Origin of the sequence: Comamonas sp. NLF-1-9, from assembly GCF_019195435.1 — a bacterium.
In the GTDB taxonomy this organism is placed as follows: domain Bacteria; phylum Pseudomonadota; class Gammaproteobacteria; order Burkholderiales; family Burkholderiaceae_C; genus Comamonas_C.
On the sequence record NZ_CP078069.1, the window covers coordinates 570,267 to 590,260 of the forward strand.

The following is a 19,994-nucleotide window of genomic DNA, read 5'->3' on the forward strand; positions in this document are numbered from 1 at the left end:
GAGCTGTCGCCCGCGCTCCTGGAGGGTGTTGGCGAGGCATCCTAACTGGCAATGGTCGTGGCCCGAGCCTTGCCCGATGGGTGTAATCCCTTGGTTCGAAGAGGCCGGCACGCGCCCGCGACAATAGCGCCATGTCCAAGCTGCATTCCGACGAACTGCTGGCTCAGGTAGCGGCGCTGCCGCCGCTGCCGGGCGTGTACCGCTACTTTGACGCGCAGGACCAGCTGCTGTACGTGGGCAAGGCGCGCAACCTCAAGCGCCGCGTGGCCAGCTACTTCAGCAAGCAGCACGGCGGCACGCGCACCGGTCACATGGTGAGCAAGATCGCGCGGCTGCAGACCACGGTGGTGCGCTCCGAGGCCGAGGCGCTGCTGCTGGAAAACAACCTCATCAAGACCCAGCACCCCAAGTACAACATCCTCTTTCGCGACGACAAGAGCTACCCCTATCTGAAGATCAGCGGCGTGGCAGCCAGGGACGGCACGACGGACGACCCCTCGCAGCGCTATCCGCGCATCTCCTACTACCGCGGCAGCGTGGACAAGAAGAACCGCTACTTCGGCCCTTACCCCAATGGCTGGGCGGTCAAGCAGACGATAGAGCTGATCCAGAAGGTGTTTCGCCTGCGCACCTGTGAGGACACGGTGTTCGCGCACCGCACGCGGCCCTGTCTGCTCTACCAGATCAAGCGCTGCAGCGCGCCCTGCGTGGGCTACATCTCGCCCGAGGACTACGCCGAGGACGTGCGCGGCGCCGAGGCGCTGCTGCGCGGCGAAACCGACGAGCTGCTCAAGAAGCTGGAGGCGCGCATGCTGGCGCACGCCGAAAAGCTGGAGTTCGAGCAGGCCGCCGCGGTGCGCAACCAGATCACCGCGCTCTCGCGCGTGCTGCACCAGCAGGCGGTAGAGAGCGTGGGCGACAAGGATGTGGACATCCTGGCGGTGCGCGTGGAAGGCGGCCGCGCCTGCGTCAATCTTGCCATGGTGCGCGGTGGGCGCCACTTGGGCGACCGGGCCTACTTCCCCACGCAGGTGGAAGAAGCCACGGGCGTGTACAGCGCCGAAGAGGCCGAAGATGCGGCGCGCAGCGCGCAGGGCGTGGGCGCGCAGGTGGCGGTGCAGGTGCTCGAAGCCTTTATCGCCCAGCATTACCTGGATGTCGCGGTGCCGCCGGTGCTCATCACCAGCGAGCCGGTGGACCCGGCGCTGGTGCAGGCGCTGAGCGAGCAAAGCGGCGTGCGCGTCTCTGCCGTGCACCAGCCGCGCGAGCAGCGGCGGGTGTGGCTGGAGATGGCGCTGGCCAACGCGAAGATCCAGCTTGCGCGCCTGCTGGCCGAAGAGGGCTCGCAGCAGGCGCGCACCCATGCGCTGGCCGAGGCGCTGGGTCTGGACGTGCAAAACCTCGACGAGCTCACCGCCGAGTGCTTTGACATCTCGCACACCGCGGGCGAGCAGACGCGCGCCTCCTGCGTGGTGTTCCAGCACCACAAGATGCAGCACGGCGCCTACCGGCGCTACAAGATCGAGGGCATCACGCCGGGCGACGACTACGCCGCGATGCGCCAGGTGCTCGAGCGCCGCTACGCGCCGCTGGCGCGGGCGCAGCAGGAGGCGGGCGGCATCGAGGTCACGCGCCGCGAGCTGCGCCTGCCCGATCTGGTGCTGATCGACGGCGGGCGCGGCCAGGTGGCGATGGCGCGCGAGGTCTTTGAAGCGCTGGGCCTGGACATCTCGCGCATCGTCGGCGTGGAAAAGGGCGAGGGGCGCAAGGTCGGCCTGGAAGAGCTGGTGTTTGCCGACGGGCGCGAGAAGGTGTACCTGGGCCACGATTCGGCGGCGCTGATGCTGGTTGCCCAGATCCGCGACGAGGCGCACCGCTTTGCCATCACCGGCATGCGCGCGGCGCGCGCCAAGGTGCGCACCGGCGGCAGTCGGCTGGAGGACATCCCTGGCATAGGGCCGCGCCGGCGCGCGCGGCTGCTGCAGCGCTTTGGCGGCGCGCGCGGCGTGCAGGATGCGAGCGTGGCGGACTTGATGACGGTGGACGGCATCTCGCGCCAGCTCGCCGAGACCATCTACCGGGCACTACGCTGACGCGGCCACGCCGCACCGGCGTGCGGCTTTTTGCGCGGCCGGGCCCCGGTCAGGGGGCCAGGCGCTCCAGCAGCCAGCCTTGCGGCCCCAGCCGGTAGCGCAGGCGGTCGTGCAGCCGGCTGCGGCGGCCCTGCCAGAATTCCCAGCGGTCGGGCTGCAGGCGATAGCCGCCCCAGTGCGGCGGGCGCGGCGGCGCGCTGCCGAAATGCGCGCTGTAGTGCGCTACGCGCTGCTCCAGCAGCGCGCGCTCGGCGATCACCTGGCTTTGCGGGCTGGCCCAGGCGCCGATGCGCGAATCCAGCGGGCGGCTGTGAAAGTATTCGTCGCTTTCCGCGCTGCTGACCTGCTCTGTCCGCCCTTCGATGCGCACCACGCGCTCCAGCGGTACCCAGTGAAACTGCAGCGCCGCGAAGGGGTTGCCGGCCAGTTCATGGCCCTTGCGGCTGTCGTAGTTGGTGAAGAAGACGATGCCGCGCTCGTCATAGCCCTTGATCAGCACCACGCGCGTGCTCGGGCGCAGGTCGCTGCCCACGGTGGCCAGGGTCATGGCGTTGGCGTCGGCCACGCCCGCGTCCAGCGCCTGCGTGAGCCACAGGCCGAACTGGCGCAGCGGGTCGCTGTCGCAGGCGTCCTCGCTGAGCGCCGAGCGCTCATAGCTCTGGTGCAGATCGGCGATGGAGGCGGCGGACGATGGGCTGTTCATGGCGTGATTGTGCCCGCGCCCGCGATGCCGACGATGCGCTCCAGCGCCCGGTCGCGGATGCCGCGCCGGCGCAGCTCGTGCAGCGTCTGCTCGGCGTAGTCGCGCGTGCTGCCATAGCGCCCCCGGGCGCTTTGGAAGATGCGCTGGTAGTCGGCGTCCGAGAGCGCGCCGGTCCAGGCCGGATGCGCGCGCGAGAGCGTAAAGCCCAGCGCCTGCACCTCGCCGCCGGCGGTGCGGCAGCGCAGCCAGCGCGGCTCATAGACGGGCAGCGGCATCTCGCGCCGCCACAGTTGCGGAAAGACCGCGGCGACCTGCGCCTGCGGCACCCGGAAGGCTACGCCCCGGCAGCTGCCGCCCGAGAGCAGTGCAAACACCAGGCCGGGCTGCTCGTGCGTGCCGCGGTTGACCCGGCTCCACATCTGCAGCGCGCGGTGCCAGCCGTGCACGGCGGCGGGGCGCTGCTCGCTGTAGGGCAGGTCAGGGCGCCAGATCAGTGAGCCGTAGCCAAAGACCCAGAGGTCTTCGCCGCGCGCCCGCCACTGCTGCAGGATGCGCTGCGCAAGCGCGTCGCAGACGTCGCCGGGATCGTCGTGAAAAGAGGGTGCGGTGGCGCTCATGGCTTGCGCCTGATTCTAGGGTTGCGCCGCACGCGCCTGGCGTGCAGCCACTGCCCCGGCGCGCCGGCCCGGGCTGCGCCGCCCCTGGCGGCGGCTTGGAGGCGGGCACTAGAATGCAGGCATTCACGGGGCCATCTGCGCAGCACGCAGGTGGTCTCTTGTTTTGGCTTCCTCATCGGTGTGATTTTCCATGGCTACCCTTCCCATCACCAAGCGCGGCGCTGAAAAGCTCAAGGCCGAGCTTCAGCGACTCAAGACCAAGGAGCGCCCGGCCGTGATCGCCGCGATCGCCGAGGCGCGGGCGCAGGGCGACCTGAGCGAAAACGCCGAGTACGACGCCGCCAAGGACCATCAGGGCTTCATCGAGGGGCGTATCGCCGAGATCGAGGGCAAGCTCTCGGCCGCGCAGATCATCGACCCGGCCACGCTGGACGCCGAGGGCCGCGTGGTCTTTGGCGCCACGGTCGATCTGGAAGACGTGGACACGGGCGACGCGGTGACCTACCAGATCGTCGGTGAAGATGAAGCCGACCTCAAGCACGGCCTGATCAACATCGGCAGCCCGATCGCGCGCGCGCTCATCGGCAAGGAAGTGGGCGACACCGCCGACGTGCAGGCGCCGGGCGGCGTGCGCTCCTACGAAGTCGTGGCCGTGCGCTACGTCTGAGCCTGGCCGATGTTCCAGCGCCTGCCCATTCTTGCCGCCGCGCTGTGGTGGAGCAGCCTGTCGGTGATCGGCTTCGTGGCGGTGCCGCTGGTCTTCATGCGCGTGCCGCAGAAGATGCTGGCAGGCCATGTGACCGCCGGCCTGTTCGAGGCGCAGACCTGGATTTCCGTAGCATGTTGCGCGCTCCTGCTGGTCGTTTCAAGGCCAAAACACTCTGAAACCGTTGCCCCGTGGGCGCGAACAGCTCTTGTTTTTGTGATCCTCGGCATGCTGCTTGCGCTGCTGCTGCAATTTGGCGTGGCGCCCAAGGTCATTGCCTACCACGGCGTGCGCCTGTGGCATAACGCGGCGACCGTGATGTATTTCGGGCAATGGCTGTGCGCCAGCGTGGTGCTGTGGCGGCTGGCCGGGCCCGCAGGAGCGAGGGCAGATGCAGTCTCCGATCGTTGAAGCCAAGCTCGCAGCCTGGGACGCCGTGCGCGCGCGCCCCGAATGGACTGCCGCGGTCGAGGCGGGCAAGGTCTTGTTCTTTCCCGCGCTGGCCTTCCAGGTGCAGCCCGATGAACAGGCGCTGCTGCGCGAGGACATGCTCGCGCCCCGCTCGCGCAACGTCAGCCTGGACGCCAGCGGCGCGCTCAAGGGCGCGGGCGGCAGCGCGCAGGAGCGCGCGCAGCTCGCTGCCATGGTCGGGCGTTTTCGCGCGCAGGCGCTGGCGCTGGTCGACGGCCTGTTTCCCGAATACCGCGGCGTGCTGCGCACGGCCCCGACCAGCTTTCGCCCGCGCCAGGTGCAGACGCGCCAGCAGTCGGTGCGCGCCGACGACAAGCGCCTGCATGTGGACGCCTTTCCGTCCCGCCCCAACTACGGTGAGCGCATCCTGCGCGTCTTCGTCAACATCCACCCGCAGGGCGCGCCGCGCGTGTGGCGCGTGGGCGCCGACTTCGAGAGCGTCGCCAGGCAGTTTCTGCCCCAAGCCAAGCCTTATCGCCTGTGGCAGGCGCGTGCCCTGCAGGCGCTGCGCGTCACCAAGTCATTGCGCAGCGAGTACGACCACCTGATGCTGCAGCTGCACGACCTGATGAAGCGCGACGACGTTTACCAGCGCCATGGCGCGCAATGGAATGCGCCGTTTCCCGCCGGCAGTTGCTGGGTGTGCTATTCCGACCAGGCGGTGCATGCGGTGATGAGCGGGCAGTACATGATGGAGCAGACGCTCTACCTGCCGCCCGGGCGCGAGGTCAACCCCGCCGCCAGCCCGCTGCAGACGCTCACCCGGCTGATGGGGCGTCCGCTGGCGGGCGTGGGTGCCGGCGTCGGTCAATAGATATTTTGATAGCTGTCAGCGCTGCTGCAGCAAGGCTTTGAGCCGCTTTTGGCTCAAAATCCATCGCCCCAGGCCTGCGCCACCCAGGGCGCCGCACGCATGTAGTGCCAGCGCTTGTTGCGCCGCCCGGCCACGGCGTCGGGCGGATTCACCTCGCCATGAAAGACCACGATGCGCGCGCCTTCGGGCACGGCGGGCTCGCGCCAGTAATTGGCCGGCCAGGCGGGAATGCAGTCGTACTTGAAGCTCGGGCACCAGCCCGCCGGCCAGTAGGAGAGCTTGCCCTGGCGATGCAGAAAGTGCGACAGGTAATGCTGCTCGTTGCGGTGCTTGCGCTGCACGTCCTGGATGTGGCTGCGAAAGTGTTCCAGTACGTCGGCATGCGCGCCCAGTTCAAAGCGGTAGACCGACGAGTTGCCGACGATGCGCTCGCCAAAGCGCCAAAAGCGCGGGTAGTCGCGGATGATGAGGAATTGGCCCGGCTGCTCGAAAAAGCCGTCGAGTGAGCCGACCACCACCACGTCCAGATCCAGGAACAGGGCCGTGCCCTTGAGCCCGTGCAGATCGCCTTCGAAGGTCGTCAGCTTCTTCCAGGCGCCGTCGCGCTGGCCGGGTTTGAGATTCAGGTTCAGCGGCGGAATCGGCAGGCATTGCACCTCGGGCACGACGCCGCTGGCGTCGTCCGTCAGGCAGACCATGCGAAAGTCGCCGCTCAGATGCCTGCGCACCATGGCGTAGAGGCGGTTGACGTAGTGCGGGCCGTACTTGCTGCCCCACTTCATGCACAGGATGTGGCGCGCGCCGTCTGCCATCAGTCGCTCTGGCGCTTCTTGAGCGACTTCTGCTTGGGTTTGGCGCGCTTGATCTGCCCGCCAGCGGTCAGGCGCTGGTTGCCCAGCACCTTGAGCTGCTTGACCTCGGGGCGCTGGCCCGGGCGGCCGAACTTGAGCACCTTGACCTCGCGCGGGCCGGGCTTGCGGTTTTCATCCACCGCCTTGGGCTTTTGCGGGATGGGGCGCCACAGCACCAGCAGCTTGCCGATGTGCTGCACCTGCGCGGCGTTCAAGTCCTGCGCCAGTTGCTCGTAGATCGCCTCGCGCTCGCTGCGCTCGTCGCTGAACACGCGCACCTTGATCAGGCCGTGGGCATTGAGCGCGGCGTCCACCTCCTTGCGCACGGCCTCGCTCAGGCCGTCGCCGCCCACCATCACGACGGGGTCCAGGTGGTGGGCGTCGGCCCGGTGGGCGCGCCGCTCGGCGGCGCTCAAGACGATTTTCGGCATCGCCGTATTATCCCCGCCAATGAAAGTCCAAACCAAGAGCAAGAAGGTGAACAAGGCCTGGCTGCAGCAGCAGGCGAGCGACCCTTGGGTGAAGCTGGCGCACAAGGAGGGCTACCGCGCCCGCGCCGCCTACAAGCTCAAGGAGATCGACGAGCGCCTGCGCCTGTTCAAGCCGGGGCAGCTGGTGGTGGACCTGGGCAGCACGCCAGGCGCCTGGAGCCAGTATGCGCGCCGCCGGCTCGCGCCCCAGGGCGCGGCCGTGGGCGTGCTCGACGGCCAGTTGCTGGCGCTCGACCTGCTGCCCATGGAGCACATCGAGGGCGTGGACTTCCTGCTGGGTGACCTGCGCGACGAGGCGGTGCTGGCCCGCCTGCAGACCCTGGTGCGCGGGCGCGCGGTGGACGTGGTGATGTCGGACATGGCGCCCAATCTCTCGGGCATTGCCTCGGCGGACGCGGCGCGCGTGTCCCACCTGGTGGAGCTGGCGCTGGATTTCGCGCTGCAGCACCTGCAGCCCGACGGTGTGCTGCTTGCCAAGGTGTTTCACGGCCCCGGTTACGACGATCTGGTGGCGCTGTTTCGCCGCCACTTTCGCCAATGCAAGGTGATCAAGCCCAAGGCCTCGCGCGAGCAGTCGGCGGAAACCTATCTGGTCGGGCTGGGCCTGCGCTGAATCCGCGCCAATTGCCTCAGGCGCGTGGGGGTGCTCCAGAGGGGCGCACGGGTTGAAACGCCTACAATGAACCCCAATTGCCCCCTGAGATTTCCCGGCGGCGCGCACGGCCGCCTCTATTGGAGCAGCGCTTGAACAATCAGTGGTTTTCGAAAATTGCCGTCTGGCTGGTGGTGGCCATGGTGCTGTTTACCGTCTTTCGGCAGTTTGACACCCGCGCGAGCATGGGAGCGGGCAATGTCGGCTATTCCGACTTCCTGGAACAGGTCAGGGGCAACCGCATCCGCTCGGCCACCATCCAGGAAGGCCCGGGCGGCACCGAGATCATGGCCGTCACCACCGACGACCGGCGCATCCGCACCACGGCCACCTACCTCGACCGCGGCCTGGTGGGCGATCTGATCGACCACGACGTCAAGTTCGACGTCAAGCCGCGCGAAGAGGGCTCACTCCTCATGACGCTGCTGGTCAGTTGGGGGCCGATGCTGCTCCTGATCGGCGTGTGGATCTACTTCATGCGACAAATGCAGGGCGGCGGCAAGGGCGGCGCCTTCAGCTTTGGCAAATCCAAGGCGCGCATGCTCGACGAGAACAACAACACCGTCACCTTTGCGGACGTCGCGGGTTGCGACGAGGCCAAGGAAGAGGTGCAGGAAGTCGTCGATTTCCTGAAAGACCCGCAGAAATTCCAGAAGCTCGGCGGGCGCATTCCGCGCGGCCTGCTGCTCGTCGGCCCGCCTGGCACCGGCAAGACGCTGCTGGCCAAGTCGATTGCGGGCGAGGCCAAGGTGCCGTTCTTCAGCATTTCGGGCTCGGACTTCGTCGAGATGTTCGTCGGCGTGGGCGCGGCGCGCGTGCGCGACATGTTTGAAAACGCCAAGAAGAACGCCCCCTGCATCATCTTCATCGACGAAATCGACGCCGTGGGCCGCCAGCGCGGCGCGGGCCTGGGCGGCGGCAACGACGAGCGCGAGCAGACGCTCAACCAGATGCTGGTCGAGATGGACGGCTTCGAGACCAACCTCGGCGTGATCGTCGTCGCGGCTACCAACCGGCCGGACATCCTGGACGCGGCCCTGCTGCGCCCCGGGCGCTTTGACCGCCAGGTCTATGTCACGCTGCCCGACATTCGCGGCCGCGAGCAGATCCTGAACGTGCACATGCGCAAGATCCCCGTGGGCCAGGACGTGAACCCGGGCATCATCGCGCGCGGCACCCCCGGCATGAGCGGGGCCGACCTGGCCAATCTGTGCAACGAGGCCGCGCTGATGGCCGCGCGGCGCAACGCCCGCGTGGTCGAGATGCAGGACTTCGAAAAGGCCAAGGACAAGATCATCATGGGCCCGGAGCGCAAGTCCATGGTCATGCCCGAGGAAGAGCGGCGCAACACCGCCTACCACGAGAGCGGCCATGCGCTGATCGGTCGGCTGCTGCCCAAGTGCGACCCGGTGCACAAGGTCACCATCATCCCGCGCGGGCGCGCGCTGGGCGTGACCATGGCGCTGCCCGAGAACGACCGCTATTCCTACGACAAGGAGTACATGCTCAACCAGATCGCCATGCTGTTTGGCGGGCGCATCGCCGAAGAAGTCTTCATGCACCAGATGACCACGGGCGCGAGCAACGACTTCGAGCGCGCGACGAACCTGGCGCGCGACATGGTCATGAAGTACGGCATGTCCGAGGCGCTCGGCCCCATGGTCTACGCCGAGAACGAGGGCGAGGTCTTTTTGGGCCGATCGGTCACCAAGACCACCAACATCTCGGAAGAGACCATGCAGAAGGTCGACGCCGAGGTGCGCCGCATCATCGACGAGCAGTACACGCTGGCGCGCGGGCTGATCGAGGAGAACCAGGACAAGATGCACGCCATGGCCAAGGCGCTGCTCGACTGGGAGACCATAGACATGGAGCAGCTCGACGACATCATGGCCGGCAAGGAGCCGCGCCCGCCCAAGGACTGGACGCCGCGCACCCCGCCGTCCGGGGGCAATGGCCCGGGCAACCCGCCGCCGGTCAAGACCGATCCCGCACCCACGGCGGCCTGAGCCGTCGGCCAAGCACATGGGGCGCCAGCGAGCGCCCCATGCGCCATCTTGCAGAGTCCTCCTTCATGCACTGGCAGACCACGCGGTTCACGATAGACCTGGCCCGCCCGCGCGTGATGGGCATAGTCAACGTCACGCCCGACTCCTTCTCCGACGGCGGCGACCACGCGAGCGCCCAAGCAGCCATCGCCCATTGCGAGCGCCTGGTGGCCGAAGGCGCGGACATCCTCGACATTGGCGGTGAATCCACCCGCCCGGGCAGCCCGCCGCTGCCGCTGGACGAAGAACTCGATCGCGTGCTGCCCGTGGTGCGCGCCGCGCTCACGCTGGGCGTGCCGGTTTCGGTCGACACCTACAAACCCCAAGTGATGCAGCGCGTGCTGGACCTGGGCGTGGACATCATCAACGACATCTGGGCGCTGCGCCAGCCGGGCGCGCGCGAGGTCGTGGCGTCGCGGCGCGACTGCGGTGTCTGCCTGATGCACATGCATGGCGAGCCGCAGACCATGCAACTGGCGCCCATGCAGGGCGACGCGTCCGCCCAGGTGCTCGCGTTTTTGAAGCGCACAGCGCAGGAGCTGACTGGGATTGGGGTCGAAAGGCGTCGTATTGCCATCGATCCCGGCATAGGCTTTGGCAAGACGGTGGAGCAAAATTTCGCGCTGCTGGCGCGCCAGCGCGAGCTGCTGGCTGCGGGTTACCCGCTGCTGATCGGCTGGTCGCACAAATCCTCGCTCGGTGCGGTCACGGGCCTGGCGGCGCGCGAGCGCGTGGCGGTCAGCGCGGTGGCCGCGGTGCTGGCGGTGCAGCAGGGTGCGGCCGTGGTGCGCGTGCACGACGTGAAGGAAACCGTGGCCGCCCTGGCGGTGCTGCGCGCCGCGCAGCAGGCCTGAGAACCACAGCGCAAACCGGAGGAAAAAATTGACGCGCCGATACTTTGGAACCGACGGCATACGTGGCACCGTGGGCCGCGAGCCGATCACGCCCGACTTCGTGCTGCGCCTGGGCCATGCGGTCGGCCGGGTGCTCAAGCGCCAAGCCGAGCGCCCGCGCGTGCTGATAGGCAAGGACACGCGCATTTCGGGCTACATGCTCGAATCGGCGCTGGAATCGGGGCTGAATTCCGCCGGGGTGGACGTGGTGCTGCTGGGCCCGCTGCCGACCCCGGGCGTGGCCTATCTGACCCGGGCGCTGCGCGCCGATCTGGGCGTGGTCATTTCCGCTTCGCACAACCCCTTTGCCGACAACGGCATCAAGTTCTTCGACGCGCGCGGCTCCAAGCTGCCCGACGCCTGGGAGCTTGAAGTCGAGCAGGCGCTGGAGCAGCCCGCCCAGTGGGTCGGCGCGGCCGAGCTGGGCAAGGCCTGGCGGCTGGAAGACGCGGCGGGGCGCTACATCGAGTTCTGCAAGAGCACATTTGCCCATGATCTCACGCTCAAGGGGCTGAAGATCGTCGTCGACGCGGCCCATGGCGCGGCCTACCACATCGCGCCCAAGGTGTTTCACGAACTGGGCGCCGACGTGATCGCGATCGGCTGCGCGCCCGACGGGCTGAACATCAACGACGCGGTGGGCGCGACCCACCCGGACGCGCTGGTGCGCTCGGTGCGCGCCAACCATGCGGACTTCGGCATTGCGCTCGATGGCGACGCCGACCGGCTGCAGATGGTCGACGCCGCCGGGCGGCTGTACAACGGCGACGAGCTGCTCTACGTGATCGCCATGGACCGCCTGCAGCGCGGCGAAGCCGTGGGCGGCGTGGTTGGCACCTTGATGACCAACATGGCCGTGGAGCGCGCGCTCACGCAGCAGGGCGTGCCCTTCGTGCGTGCCAAGGTGGGCGACCGCTACGTGCTCGAAGAGCTGCTGGCGCGCGGCTGGCGCCTGGGCGGCGAGGGTTCGGGCCACCTGCTGGCGCTGGACAAGCACAGCACGGGCGACGGCCTGGTCAGCGCCCTGCAAGTGCTGCAGGCCTGCGTCGGGCGGCGCCTGGCGCTGGCCCGGTTGCTGGACGGCGTGGTGCTCTATCCGCAGGTGCTGCTCAATGTGCGCCTCGTGCCAGGCCAGGATTGGCGCGCGAGCAGCGCCCTGGCCCAGGCCACGCGCCAGGTGCAGGACGAGCTGGGCGAGCGCGGGCGGGTGCTGGTGCGCGCCAGCGGCACCGAGCCGCTGCTGCGCATCATGGTCGAATCGCCCGAGCAGGACCAGGCCGATCGCTGCGCGCGCCAGCTCGCCGACACGCTGCGCTCCTGAGCGCTGCACGCACACGCTACCATCGCGCCTGCAAGGAGGTGGCGATGGCGGACAAGGAAGATCTTCGCTCTCTGCTCAAGCGGCTGGAGCAGCTCAATGCCGTCGGCGCGGCGCTCTCGCGCGAGCGCGATCTCGGGCGCCTGCTGGAGCTGATCCTCGACGCCGCCCAGACCCTCACGGGCGCCGACGGCGGCACGCTGTACCGCGTGACCGAAGACGGCGCGGCGCTGCGCTTCGTGCTCATGCGCACACACTCGCTGGGCGTGCGCCGGGGCGGGCAGGGCGAGGAGCCGCTCGACCTGCCGCTGCTGCCCTTGTATCTGGAGAGCGGCGCGCCCAACGACCACATGGTGGCGGTGCATGCCGCGGTGCACGACACCACGGTGGCCGTCGACGACGCCTACGACAGCGCGCGCTTCGACTTTTCCGGCACGCGCGCGTTTGACGCACGTACCGGCTACCGCTCGCGCTCATTCCTCACCGTGCCGCTGAAGAACCACGACAGCGAGATCATCGGCGTGCTGCAGCTCATCAACGCCGGCGGCGCGCAGGCCGGCGCGGTGCGGCCGTTTTCCGCGGGCGAGCGGCGCATTGCCGAGTCGCTCTCGTCGCAGGCGGCGATCGCGCTGACCAACCGCTTGCTGATCGACCAGCTCGAACGCCTGTTCGAATCCTTCGTGCAGTTGATCAACCAGGCGATAGACGAGAAATCTCCCTACACCGGCGGCCACTGCCAGCGTGTGCCCGAGCTCACCATGATGCTCGCCGAGGCCGCGCACCAGACCAGCGAAGGGCCGCTGGCCGCGTTTTCGATGAGCGATCGCGACCGCTACGAGCTCAAGATGGCCGGCCTGCTGCACGACTGCGGCAAGATCACCACGCCGGTGCACGTGGTGGACAAGGCGACCAAGCTGCAGACCATCTACGACCGCATCGGCCTGGTGGACACGCGCTTCGAGGTGCTCAAGCGCGACGCCGAGATCGACGCGCTGCGCCGCCAGCTGGCGCTGCGCCCTCTGGCCGACGAGGCGGGCGAGCGTGAGCTGCTCGACGGGCTGCGCCGCCAATGCCAGGAACTGGACGCCGAGCGCGACTTCCTGCGCGCCTGCAACGTCGGCAGCGAATCCATGTCGGCGGCCGACCAGGAGCGCCTGCGGGCCATCAGCGCCCGGCGCGAGTGGCGCAACCCCGAGGGCGTGCCGACCGCGCTGCTGAGCAGCGACGAGCTGGAAAACCTGGGCATCCGCAAGGGCACGCTGACCCAGGCCGAGCGCGACGTCATCAACTACCACATCGTGAGCACGATACGCATGCTCGAGAGCCTGCCCTGGCCGAGCCATCTGCGCAATGTGCCCGAATACGCCGGCGGCCACCACGAGCGCATGGACGGCAAGGGTTACCCGCGGGGCCTGACGCGCGAGCAGATGTCCTGGCAGGCACGCATGCTCGGCATCGCCGACATCTTCGAGGCGCTCACCGCTGCCGACCGCCCCTACAAGCAGGGCATGAAGCTGTCGCAGGCGCTGGCCATCATGCACGGCATGTGCGAGGGCGGGCACATCGATCCCGATCTTTTCGACGTTTTCCTGAAGGAAAAGGTCTACCTGCGCTATGCGCAGGAGTTTCTCGATCCGGCGCAGATCGACGTATAGGCGCTGGCAGCGCGGATAATCCGCGGTCTTTCTTTCTTTACCGCCAGCCGGCGCGCGATCGGCTGCGCCTCTGGTCTTTTTTCACATGAACACCACCGCCGCCCAGGCCGATCCGATACGCCAATACCTTGAAACCGCACGCACCCAGATGGGGCAGGGCCAGCTGCGCGAGGCGGCATTGACGCTCAACGAGGCGCAGAAGATCGCGCCGGGCGACGCGCGCATCTTCATGCTGGCAGGGCTCATGGCCGAGAAGTCGGGCAACGTCAAGGGCGCCTTCGAGATGCTGCGCAAGAGCGTGGCCAGCGCACCGGGCTGGGGCCCGGGGCTGCTGGAGCTGGCCTTGCTGCTGGCGCGCCAGAACCAGTTTGCCGAAGCGCTGGAAAAGGCCGAAGATGTCGCGAGGCTCGAGCCCAAGAACCTGCTGGTGCTGGCGGGCGTGGTGGACATTGCCCATCGCGCCGGTCACACCGAGATGGCCGTGCGCCACCTGCGCCGCGGCCTGGAGCTGGTGCCCGGCGATCCGCAATTGCGCCGCCTGCTTGCGCGCGACCTCAGCAACCTGGCTCAGTACGGCGAGGCGCTGCAGGTCTGGGGCGGTTTGCTCGAGCAGGACCCGCAGGACCGCGAAGCGCTGTTCGGGCGCGTGCACACCTGCGTGGCGATGGGCCGGCCCACCGACGCCGCCGCCGATACCGCCGCGCTGGGCCAGCTCTTGCCGGACGACCCGGTCGTGGCCTATTACGCCGAGCTGGCCAGCGGCCACACGCCCGCGCACCAGCCGGTCGAGCTCAACCGCGCGCTGTTCGACGGCATGGCCGAGCTCTACGACCAGCACGTGGTGCGCGGCCTCGGCTACCGGCTGCCCAAGATCGTGGCCGACAAGATCTTGCAGCGCTACCCGCAAAAGCACCTGAACGTGCTCGACCTGGGCTGCGGCACCGGCCTTCTGGGCGTCTGCCTGGGGCGGCTCGACGGCTTTCTGATCGGCGTCGAGGTGTCGCAGAAGATGATCGAGCAGGCGACGCGCCACAAAGTCTACGACCGCTTTCACACCGTGGACCTGAACGAGGCGCTGGCCGCCACCCCAGAGGCGCAGTACGAGGTGCTGGCCGCGCTGGACGTGTTCATCTATACCGGCGAGCTGTCGCGCGCCGTGGCCGATGCGCACCGCATCCTGCAACCCGCGGGCGACTTCTATTTTTCCTGCGAACTGGCGCCCGAGGACGGCGCGGACCTCATCCTGCAGCCCAACGGCCGCTACGCGCACAAGCGCAGCCACGTGGCGCGCCTGTGCCGCGAGGCCGGCTTCGAGTCCGTCGAGATCGAGGAGCTGGACCTGCGCCGTGAAGCCGGCGTGCCGGTGCGCGGCATTCTGGTGCGCGCGCACAAGGCGCCCGCCTGAGGGTCGGGGCGCGGCCGCCCCTTCAGCTCAGCAGGCGCGATGAGTGCGGCACGTGCGCCATCAGGAAATCCATCTGGTCGGCCAGGATGCGGCGGTTGCGCAGGATGAAGTCTTCCCACAGGCTGGGCACATAGGGCGCGTACAAGAGCGGCATGTGCGCCTGCTCGGGCGTGCGCGAGGCCTTGCGGTGGTTGCAGGCGCGGCAGGCCGTGACCACGTTCATCCAGTGGTTGGGGCCCTGGCGGGCCACGGGCACGATGTGCTCGCGCGTCAGGTCTTCGTCCTTGAAGTGGCCGCCGCAATAGGCGCAGAGGTTGCGGTCGCGCTGGAACAGCTTGGCATTGGTCAGGCTGGGCTGCAGCTCGAAGGGGTTGATGTCGGGCACGCCGCGCGTGCCTATGATGCTGCTGACCTCGATGCGCGACTGCCTGCCGGTGCGCGCGTTGTGGCCACCGCGAAACAGCGCCACGCGGCTGCCCAACTCCCAGCGCACGTCGCCAGCGGCGTAGTGCGTGACCGCGTGTTCGGGCGTGATCCAGGATTGCGGCAGACCGCGGGCCGACAGCTTCAAGACTTTCACGGACAGCTCCATCGCATGCACGGGCACAAGCGTGCCGGCGGCCCGCTTGCATGCCATTGCCGGCCGCCAGCGCGCAATATACTCGCCTTCGCAGCGCAATCGCCAGCCAGCCCGTGAAGGCCAAGCGCTGCAAGCTATCAAAATTGAGCGTCTGAATGAAAATTTTCCACGGCCTGCAGGCCAGCGGCCTGGCGCCCGCCTGCGCGCTGACCATAGGCAATTTCGACGGGGTGCACCGTGGGCACCAGGCGATGCTTGCGCTGCTCGTGGCCGAGGCGCGCCAGCGCGCGCTGGCCAGTTGCGTGCTGACCTTCGAGCCGCATCCGCGCGACTACTTTGCCGCCAGCCAGCGCAAGCCCGAGCTGGCGCCGGCGCGCATAGGCACGCTGCGCGACAAGCTCGCGGGTCTTGCGCGCTGCGGCGTGGACCAGGTGGTGGTGCTGCGCTTCAATGCGCGCCTGGCGCAGTTGCCGGCGCAGGCCTTCATCGACGACGTAGTAGCGGGCGCGCTGGGCGCGCGCTATGTGCTCGTCGGTGACGACTTTCGCTTTGGCGCGCGGCGTGCGGGCGACTACGACATGCTGGACGCCGCCGGACGCGCCGCCGGGTTTGACGTGGCGCGCATGCTCAGCTACGAAGTGCATGGCGAGCGCGTCTCCAGCACTGCGGTGCGCGAAGCCCTGGCCGCCGGCGACATGGACGCTGCCGCGCGCCTGCTGGGGCGCCCCTATGCCATCTCCGGCCATGTGGTGCATGGGCGGCGGCTGGGGCGCGAGCTGGGCGCGAGCGGCGCCGGGGCGGGCGACGGGTTTCGCACGCTGAACCTGCGCTTCAGCCACTGGAAGCCTGCGGCCAGCGGCATCTTCGCGGTGCTGGTGCACGGCCTGGGCGACGCGCCTTTGCCCGGCGTAGCCAACCTGGGCGTGCGCCCCTCGCTCGATCCGGACGACGTGAACGCGGGGCGCGTGCTGCTGGAGACGCACTGCCTGGACTGGCCCGCCGAGCTCGGCGCCGAAGGGGGCTACGGTAAAATCATCTGCGTGGAACTGCTCTGCAAATTGCACGACGAATTGCGCTACGACAGCCTGCAGGCGCTCACCGAAGGCATAGCGCGCGACCGGGATGCGGCGCGCGCCTATTTCGCCAGCACCTGGCTGCAAACCCGCCGCCAGACGACGCGCGACCGAATTTGACGCAGGCCCGCCCGGCCTGAGCCGTCACCTTCCCCCGCTTGCCGGCGCAGCGCCTGCCAGCGCCCAGTTCTTGAAAGTCTTCCATGCCCGATTCCAAACCCAAGCACGCGTCCGAGAGCGCCTACCGCGCCACGCTGAACATGCCGGACACGCCGTTTCCGATGCGCGGCGACCTGCCCCGGCGCGAGCCCGGCTGGGTCAGGGAGTGGAACGACAAGGGCTTGTACAAGAAGCTGCGCGACGCGCGCCAGGGCGCGCCCAAGTTCATCCTGCACGATGGCCCGCCGTATGCCAACGGCCAGATCCACATCGGCCATGCGGTCAACAAGATCCTCAAGGACATGATCGTCAAGGCGCGCCAGCTCGAGGGCTATGACGCGCTGTACACGCCGGGCTGGGACTGCCACGGCCTGCCGATCGAAAACGCCATCGAAAAGAAGTACGGCCGCAATCTTCCGCGCGACGAGATGCAGGCCAGGGGCCGCGCGTTTGCCACCGAGCAGATCGCCCAGCAGATGCAGGACTTCCAGCGCCTGGGCGTGCTCGGTGAGTGGGAGCACCCCTACAAGACCATGGACTTCGCCAACGAGGCGGGGGAGCTGCGCGCGCTGAAAAAAGTGATGCAGCGCGGCTTTGTCTACCGCGGGCTCAAGCCGGTGTACTGGTGTTTTGACTGCGGCTCGTCGCTGGCGGAGTTCGAGATCGAATACCAGGACAAGGGCAGCCAGACGCTGGACGTGATGTTTCCCGCGGCCGATCCGGCGCGCCTGGCCGCCGCGTTCGGCCTGGCAAAGCTGGACAAGCCTGCCTTTGCGGTGATCTGGACCACGACCGCGTGGACGATCCCGGCCAACCAGGCGCTCAACGTCAACCCCGAGCTCGAATACAGCCTGCTCGATACCGAGCGCGGCCTGCTCATCGTCGCCTCGGCGCTGGTCGACAAATGCCTGGAACGCTGGCAAATCGACGGCAAGGTCGTCGCGACCACGCTGGGCGCCAAGCTCGACCACATGCCGTTTCGGCATCCGCTCGCCCATGTGGACAAGGGGTTTGAGCGCCTCTCGCCCGTCTACGTGGCCGACTACGCCACCGCCGAGGACGGCACCGGCATCGTGCACAGCGCGCCCGCATACGGTGTGGAGGACTTCAACTCCTGCGTGGCCAATGGCATGAAGGTGCAGGACATTCTCAATCCGGTGCAGGGCAATGGCGTGTATGCGCCCGACCTGGGCATGTTCGGCGGCCAGTTCATCTGGAAGGCCGTGCCGCTCATCATCGATGCGCTGAAGCTGGCCGGGCGGCTTCTGGACACGCGCCACATCACGCACAGCTACCCGCATTGCTGGCGCCACAAGAGCCCGGTCATCTACCGCGCCGCGGCCCAGTGGTTCGTGCGCATGGACGAGGGTGAAGGCGTGTTCACAGATCCAGCACAAAAACCGGCGCAAACGCTGCGCCAGATTGCGCTGGCAGCTATAGAAAACACGAATTTCTATCCGGAAAACGGCAAGGCGCGGCTGCGCGACATGATTGCCGGGCGGCCCGACTGGTGCATCTCGCGCCAGCGCTCCTGGGGCGTGCCGCTGCCCTTCTTCCTGCACAAGGACAGCGGCGAGCTGCACCCGCGCACGCTCGCGATCATCGACCAGGCGGCCGACATCGTGGAGCAGGGCGGCATCGAGGCCTGGAGCCGCCTGAGCGCCGAAGACGTGCTGGGCGCCGAGGACGCCCGGCACTACACCAAGAGCACCGACATCCTCGAGGTGTGGTTCGACTCGGGCTCCACCTTCTGGCACGTGCTGCGCGGCACGCACCCGCACTTGCACCACGAGGAGGGCTCCGAGGCGGATTTGTACCTGGAAGGGCACGACCAGCACCGCGGCTGGTTTCATTCCTCGCTGCTGCTGGCCAGCGCCATCTACGGCCGCGCGCCCTACCGCGGCCTGCTCACGCACGGCTTCACGGTGGACGGCCAGGGCAAGAAGATGAGCAAGTCGCTGGGCAACACCGTCTCGCCGCAGGAGGTGAGCTCTCGCCTGGGCGCCGAGATCATCCGGCTGTGGTGCGCCTCGACCGATTACTCCGGCGACCTCGCGATCGACGACAAGATTCTTGCGCGCGTGGTCGACGGCTACCGGCGCATCCGCAACACCTTGCGCTTTCTGCTGGCCAACGTGAGCGACTTCGACCCGGCGCGCGACGCGGTGGCGGCCGAGGAGATGCTGGAGATAGACCGCTGGGCGCTGGCGCGCACCGCTGCACTGCAGCAGGAGATTCTTGCGCACTACCAGGTCTATGAATTCCACCCGGTGGTCGCGCGGCTGCAGCTGTTCTGCTCGGAAGATCTGGGCGGTTTTTATCTGGACGTGCTCAAGGACCGGCTCTACACCACCGCTCCCAAGAGCCTGGCGCGGCGCAGCGCGCAGACCGCGCTGCACGCCATCACCCACGCGATGCTGCGCTGGATGGCGCCCTTCCTGTCCTTCACCGCCGAAGAAGCCTGGAAGGTGTTTGGCAACTCCGAATCCATCTTCGTGCAGACCTATTGCCCGATGGCGGCGGTGGACGAGCCACTGCTCGCGCGCTGGCAGCGCATCCTGGAGATCCGCGCGGCGGTGAACAAGGAGATAGAAAACCAGCGTGAGGCCGGCGTCGTCGGCTCGTCGCTGCAGGCGGTGGTCACGCTTGCGGCCGCCCCCGAAGACCATGCGCTGCTGGCCAGCCTGGGCGAGGACTTGAAGTTCGTGTTCATCGTTTCTGCTATTGAATTGAAAGCTGCTGACGCCCTGCAGATAAGCGTTACAGCCAGTTCTGAGCACAAATGCGAGCGCTGCTGGCATTACCGCGCGGACGTGGGTGCAGACCCGGCGCACCCGACGATCTGCGGACGCTGCGTGAGCAATCTGTATGGCGACGGCGAGCGGCGCGTTCATGCCTGAGGCGCCCAAGGGCGGGCGCGCCGCGCTGCCCTGGCTGGGCTGGGCTGCCCTGGTGCTGGTGCTCGACCAGCTCACCAAGCTGCTCATCCTGCAGGCTTACCAACTGGGCGACGCGACCGCCATCACCGGCTTTTTCAACATCGTGCGCGCGCACAACAGTGGCGCGGCGTTTTCCTTTCTGGCGGGCGCCAGCGGCTGGCAGCGCTGGCTCTTCGTCGCCCTGGGCCTGATCATTGGCGCCTTCATCGTCTGGCAACTGCTGCGCCATCCGGGCCAGAAGCTGTTTTCCTTCGCGCTCGCCAGCATTCTGGGCGGCGCGGCGGGCAATGTGCTGGACCGCCTGCAGCACGGCTATGTGGTGGATTTCCTCGATTTCCACTGGTCCTGGCTCGCGGGCATCTTCTACCGCGGGCACTTCCCGGCATTCAACCTCGCGGATTCGGCGATCACGCTCGGCGCGGTGTGCCTGATCGTCGATGAGCTGCGGCGCAGCAAGGTAGCGTCGGCTAAATGAAAAAGCACATCGCTGTGCGATGTGCTTTTGCTCGGGCAAGCCGCGCCGAAG

Annotated in this window: 18 protein-coding genes; 13 read left to right on the forward strand and 5 right to left on the reverse strand. The window is 68.0% G+C overall.

Annotation, left to right across the window (positions count from 1 at the left end; translation table 11 throughout):
- The first annotated feature begins 131 nt into the window (after positions 1-131).
- Positions 132-2,093: an excinuclease ABC subunit UvrC gene (gene uvrC, locus KUD94_RS02820; protein WP_218238375.1), complete on the forward strand. Its 1,962-nt coding sequence runs from the start codon at positions 132-134 to the stop codon at positions 2,091-2,093.
- Positions 2,094-2,142: 49 nt separating this feature from the next.
- Here the strand turns inward: uvrC and pdxH are convergent, their stop codons facing one another.
- Complete coding sequence (gene pdxH / locus KUD94_RS02825; RefSeq protein ID WP_218238376.1) at positions 2,143-2,796, reverse strand: pyridoxamine 5'-phosphate oxidase; 654 nt, start codon at positions 2,794-2,796, stop codon at positions 2,143-2,145.
- Positions 2,793-3,413, reverse strand: a complete 621-nt coding sequence (locus KUD94_RS02830; protein ID WP_218238377.1) for a gamma-glutamylcyclotransferase — start codon at positions 3,411-3,413, stop codon at positions 2,793-2,795. The genes pdxH and KUD94_RS02830 overlap by 4 nt, the downstream gene beginning before the upstream one ends.
- Before the next feature lie 190 nt (positions 3,414-3,603).
- On the opposite strand from KUD94_RS02830, the gene greA reads away from it, so the two are divergent.
- Genes greA through KUD94_RS02845 form a run of 3 tightly spaced genes read left to right on the forward strand, consistent with a single transcriptional unit; the run spans position 3,604 to position 5,404 of the window.
- Positions 3,604-4,080: a transcription elongation factor GreA gene (gene greA, locus KUD94_RS02835; RefSeq protein ID WP_218238378.1), complete on the forward strand. Its 477-nt coding sequence runs from the start codon at positions 3,604-3,606 to the stop codon at positions 4,078-4,080.
- 9 nt (positions 4,081-4,089) lie between these two features.
- Positions 4,090-4,530 (forward strand): DUF4149 domain-containing protein, encoded by a 441-nt coding sequence (locus tag KUD94_RS02840; protein ID WP_218238379.1) that lies wholly within the window; start codon positions 4,090-4,092, stop codon positions 4,528-4,530.
- Positions 4,511-5,404 carry a Kdo hydroxylase family protein gene (locus KUD94_RS02845; RefSeq protein ID WP_218238380.1) on the forward strand — a complete coding sequence of 298 codons (894 nt, stop codon included), beginning with the start codon at positions 4,511-4,513 and terminating at the stop codon, positions 5,402-5,404. Before KUD94_RS02840 ends, KUD94_RS02845 begins: the two co-directional genes overlap by 20 nt.
- A gap of 53 nt (positions 5,405-5,457) precedes the next feature.
- Here the strand turns inward: KUD94_RS02845 and KUD94_RS02850 are convergent, their stop codons facing one another.
- Both KUD94_RS02850 and yhbY read right to left on the reverse strand, forming a co-directional pair.
- On the reverse strand, positions 5,458-6,216 hold the full coding sequence (locus KUD94_RS02850) for a glycosyltransferase (protein ID WP_255568981.1): 759 nt from the start codon (positions 6,214-6,216) through the stop codon (positions 5,458-5,460).
- Positions 6,216-6,686, reverse strand: a complete 471-nt coding sequence (yhbY, locus tag KUD94_RS02855) for a ribosome assembly RNA-binding protein YhbY (RefSeq protein ID WP_218238381.1) — start codon at positions 6,684-6,686, stop codon at positions 6,216-6,218. Before yhbY ends, KUD94_RS02850 begins: the two co-directional genes overlap by 1 nt.
- Before the next feature lie 19 nt (positions 6,687-6,705).
- Between yhbY and KUD94_RS02860 the strand changes: the two genes are divergently transcribed.
- The 6 genes from KUD94_RS02860 (at position 6,706) to KUD94_RS02885 (ending at position 14,717) form a co-directional block, all read left to right on the forward strand.
- A complete protein-coding gene (locus KUD94_RS02860) occupies positions 6,706-7,359 on the forward strand; it encodes an RlmE family RNA methyltransferase (RefSeq protein WP_218238382.1) in 654 nt (217 codons plus the stop codon).
- Positions 7,360-7,490: 131 nt separating this feature from the next.
- A complete protein-coding gene (ftsH, locus tag KUD94_RS02865) occupies positions 7,491-9,407 on the forward strand; it encodes an ATP-dependent zinc metalloprotease FtsH (protein ID WP_218238383.1) in 1,917 nt (638 codons plus the stop codon).
- Positions 9,408-9,472: 65 nt separating this feature from the next.
- Positions 9,473-10,300 carry a dihydropteroate synthase gene (folP, locus tag KUD94_RS02870; protein ID WP_218239166.1) on the forward strand — a complete coding sequence of 276 codons (828 nt, stop codon included), beginning with the start codon at positions 9,473-9,475 and terminating at the stop codon, positions 10,298-10,300.
- Positions 10,301-10,328: 28 nt separating this feature from the next.
- Positions 10,329-11,660 (forward strand): phosphoglucosamine mutase, encoded by a 1,332-nt coding sequence (gene glmM, locus KUD94_RS02875; protein WP_218238384.1) that lies wholly within the window; start codon positions 10,329-10,331, stop codon positions 11,658-11,660.
- 44 nt (positions 11,661-11,704) lie between these two features.
- Positions 11,705-13,312 (forward strand): HD family phosphohydrolase, encoded by a 1,608-nt coding sequence (locus KUD94_RS02880; protein ID WP_218238385.1) that lies wholly within the window; start codon positions 11,705-11,707, stop codon positions 13,310-13,312.
- Positions 13,313-13,397: 85 nt separating this feature from the next.
- On the forward strand, positions 13,398-14,717 hold the full coding sequence (locus KUD94_RS02885) for a tetratricopeptide repeat protein (protein WP_218238386.1): 1,320 nt from the start codon (positions 13,398-13,400) through the stop codon (positions 14,715-14,717).
- Between the two features lie 22 nt (positions 14,718-14,739).
- Here the strand turns inward: KUD94_RS02885 and KUD94_RS02890 are convergent, their stop codons facing one another.
- Positions 14,740-15,297, reverse strand: coding sequence for an HNH endonuclease (locus tag KUD94_RS02890; protein WP_218238387.1), 558 nt, complete (start codon positions 15,295-15,297; stop codon positions 14,740-14,742).
- Positions 15,298-15,452: 155 nt separating this feature from the next.
- Between KUD94_RS02890 and KUD94_RS02895 the strand changes: the two genes are divergently transcribed.
- The 3 genes from KUD94_RS02895 (at position 15,453) to lspA (ending at position 19,943) form a co-directional block, all read left to right on the forward strand.
- Entirely contained in the window at positions 15,453-16,490 is a 1,038-nt protein-coding gene (locus tag KUD94_RS02895; RefSeq protein WP_218238388.1) for a bifunctional riboflavin kinase/FAD synthetase, read from the forward strand.
- 83 nt (positions 16,491-16,573) lie between these two features.
- Positions 16,574-19,429, forward strand: coding sequence for an isoleucine--tRNA ligase (gene ileS, locus KUD94_RS02900; protein ID WP_218238389.1), 2,856 nt, complete (start codon positions 16,574-16,576; stop codon positions 19,427-19,429).
- Positions 19,422-19,943 carry a signal peptidase II gene (lspA, locus tag KUD94_RS02905; protein WP_218238390.1) on the forward strand — a complete coding sequence of 174 codons (522 nt, stop codon included), beginning with the start codon at positions 19,422-19,424 and terminating at the stop codon, positions 19,941-19,943. The genes ileS and lspA overlap by 8 nt, the downstream gene beginning before the upstream one ends.
- Positions 19,944-19,994 lie beyond the last annotated feature (51 nt).

Excerpts from the sequence above, each read along its gene's own strand:
- uvrC (WP_218238375.1), top strand. The coding sequence starts at position 132 with ATGTCCAAGCTGCATTCCGACGAACTGCTGGCTCAGGTAGCGGCGCTG.
- pdxH (WP_218238376.1), bottom strand. The coding sequence starts at position 2,796 with ATGAACAGCCCATCGTCCGCCGCCTCCATCGCCGATCTGCACCAGAGC.
- KUD94_RS02830 (WP_218238377.1), bottom strand. The coding sequence starts at position 3,413 with ATGAGCGCCACCGCACCCTCTTTTCACGACGATCCCGGCGACGTCTGC.
- greA (WP_218238378.1), top strand. The coding sequence starts at position 3,604 with ATGGCTACCCTTCCCATCACCAAGCGCGGCGCTGAAAAGCTCAAGGCC.
- KUD94_RS02840 (WP_218238379.1), top strand. The coding sequence starts at position 4,090 with ATGTTCCAGCGCCTGCCCATTCTTGCCGCCGCGCTGTGGTGGAGCAGC.
- KUD94_RS02845 (WP_218238380.1), top strand. The coding sequence starts at position 4,511 with ATGCAGTCTCCGATCGTTGAAGCCAAGCTCGCAGCCTGGGACGCCGTG.
- KUD94_RS02850 (WP_255568981.1), bottom strand. The coding sequence starts at position 6,216 with ATGGCAGACGGCGCGCGCCACATCCTGTGCATGAAGTGGGGCAGCAAG.
- yhbY (WP_218238381.1), bottom strand. The coding sequence starts at position 6,686 with ATGCCGAAAATCGTCTTGAGCGCCGCCGAGCGGCGCGCCCACCGGGCC.
- KUD94_RS02860 (WP_218238382.1), top strand. The coding sequence starts at position 6,706 with ATGAAAGTCCAAACCAAGAGCAAGAAGGTGAACAAGGCCTGGCTGCAG.
- folP (WP_218239166.1), top strand. The coding sequence starts at position 9,473 with ATGCACTGGCAGACCACGCGGTTCACGATAGACCTGGCCCGCCCGCGC.
- KUD94_RS02880 (WP_218238385.1), top strand. The coding sequence starts at position 11,705 with ATGGCGGACAAGGAAGATCTTCGCTCTCTGCTCAAGCGGCTGGAGCAG.
- KUD94_RS02885 (WP_218238386.1), top strand. The coding sequence starts at position 13,398 with ATGAACACCACCGCCGCCCAGGCCGATCCGATACGCCAATACCTTGAA.
- KUD94_RS02895 (WP_218238388.1), top strand. The coding sequence starts at position 15,453 with ATGAAAATTTTCCACGGCCTGCAGGCCAGCGGCCTGGCGCCCGCCTGC.
- ileS (WP_218238389.1), top strand. The coding sequence starts at position 16,574 with ATGCCCGATTCCAAACCCAAGCACGCGTCCGAGAGCGCCTACCGCGCC.
- lspA (WP_218238390.1), top strand. The coding sequence starts at position 19,422 with ATGCCTGAGGCGCCCAAGGGCGGGCGCGCCGCGCTGCCCTGGCTGGGC.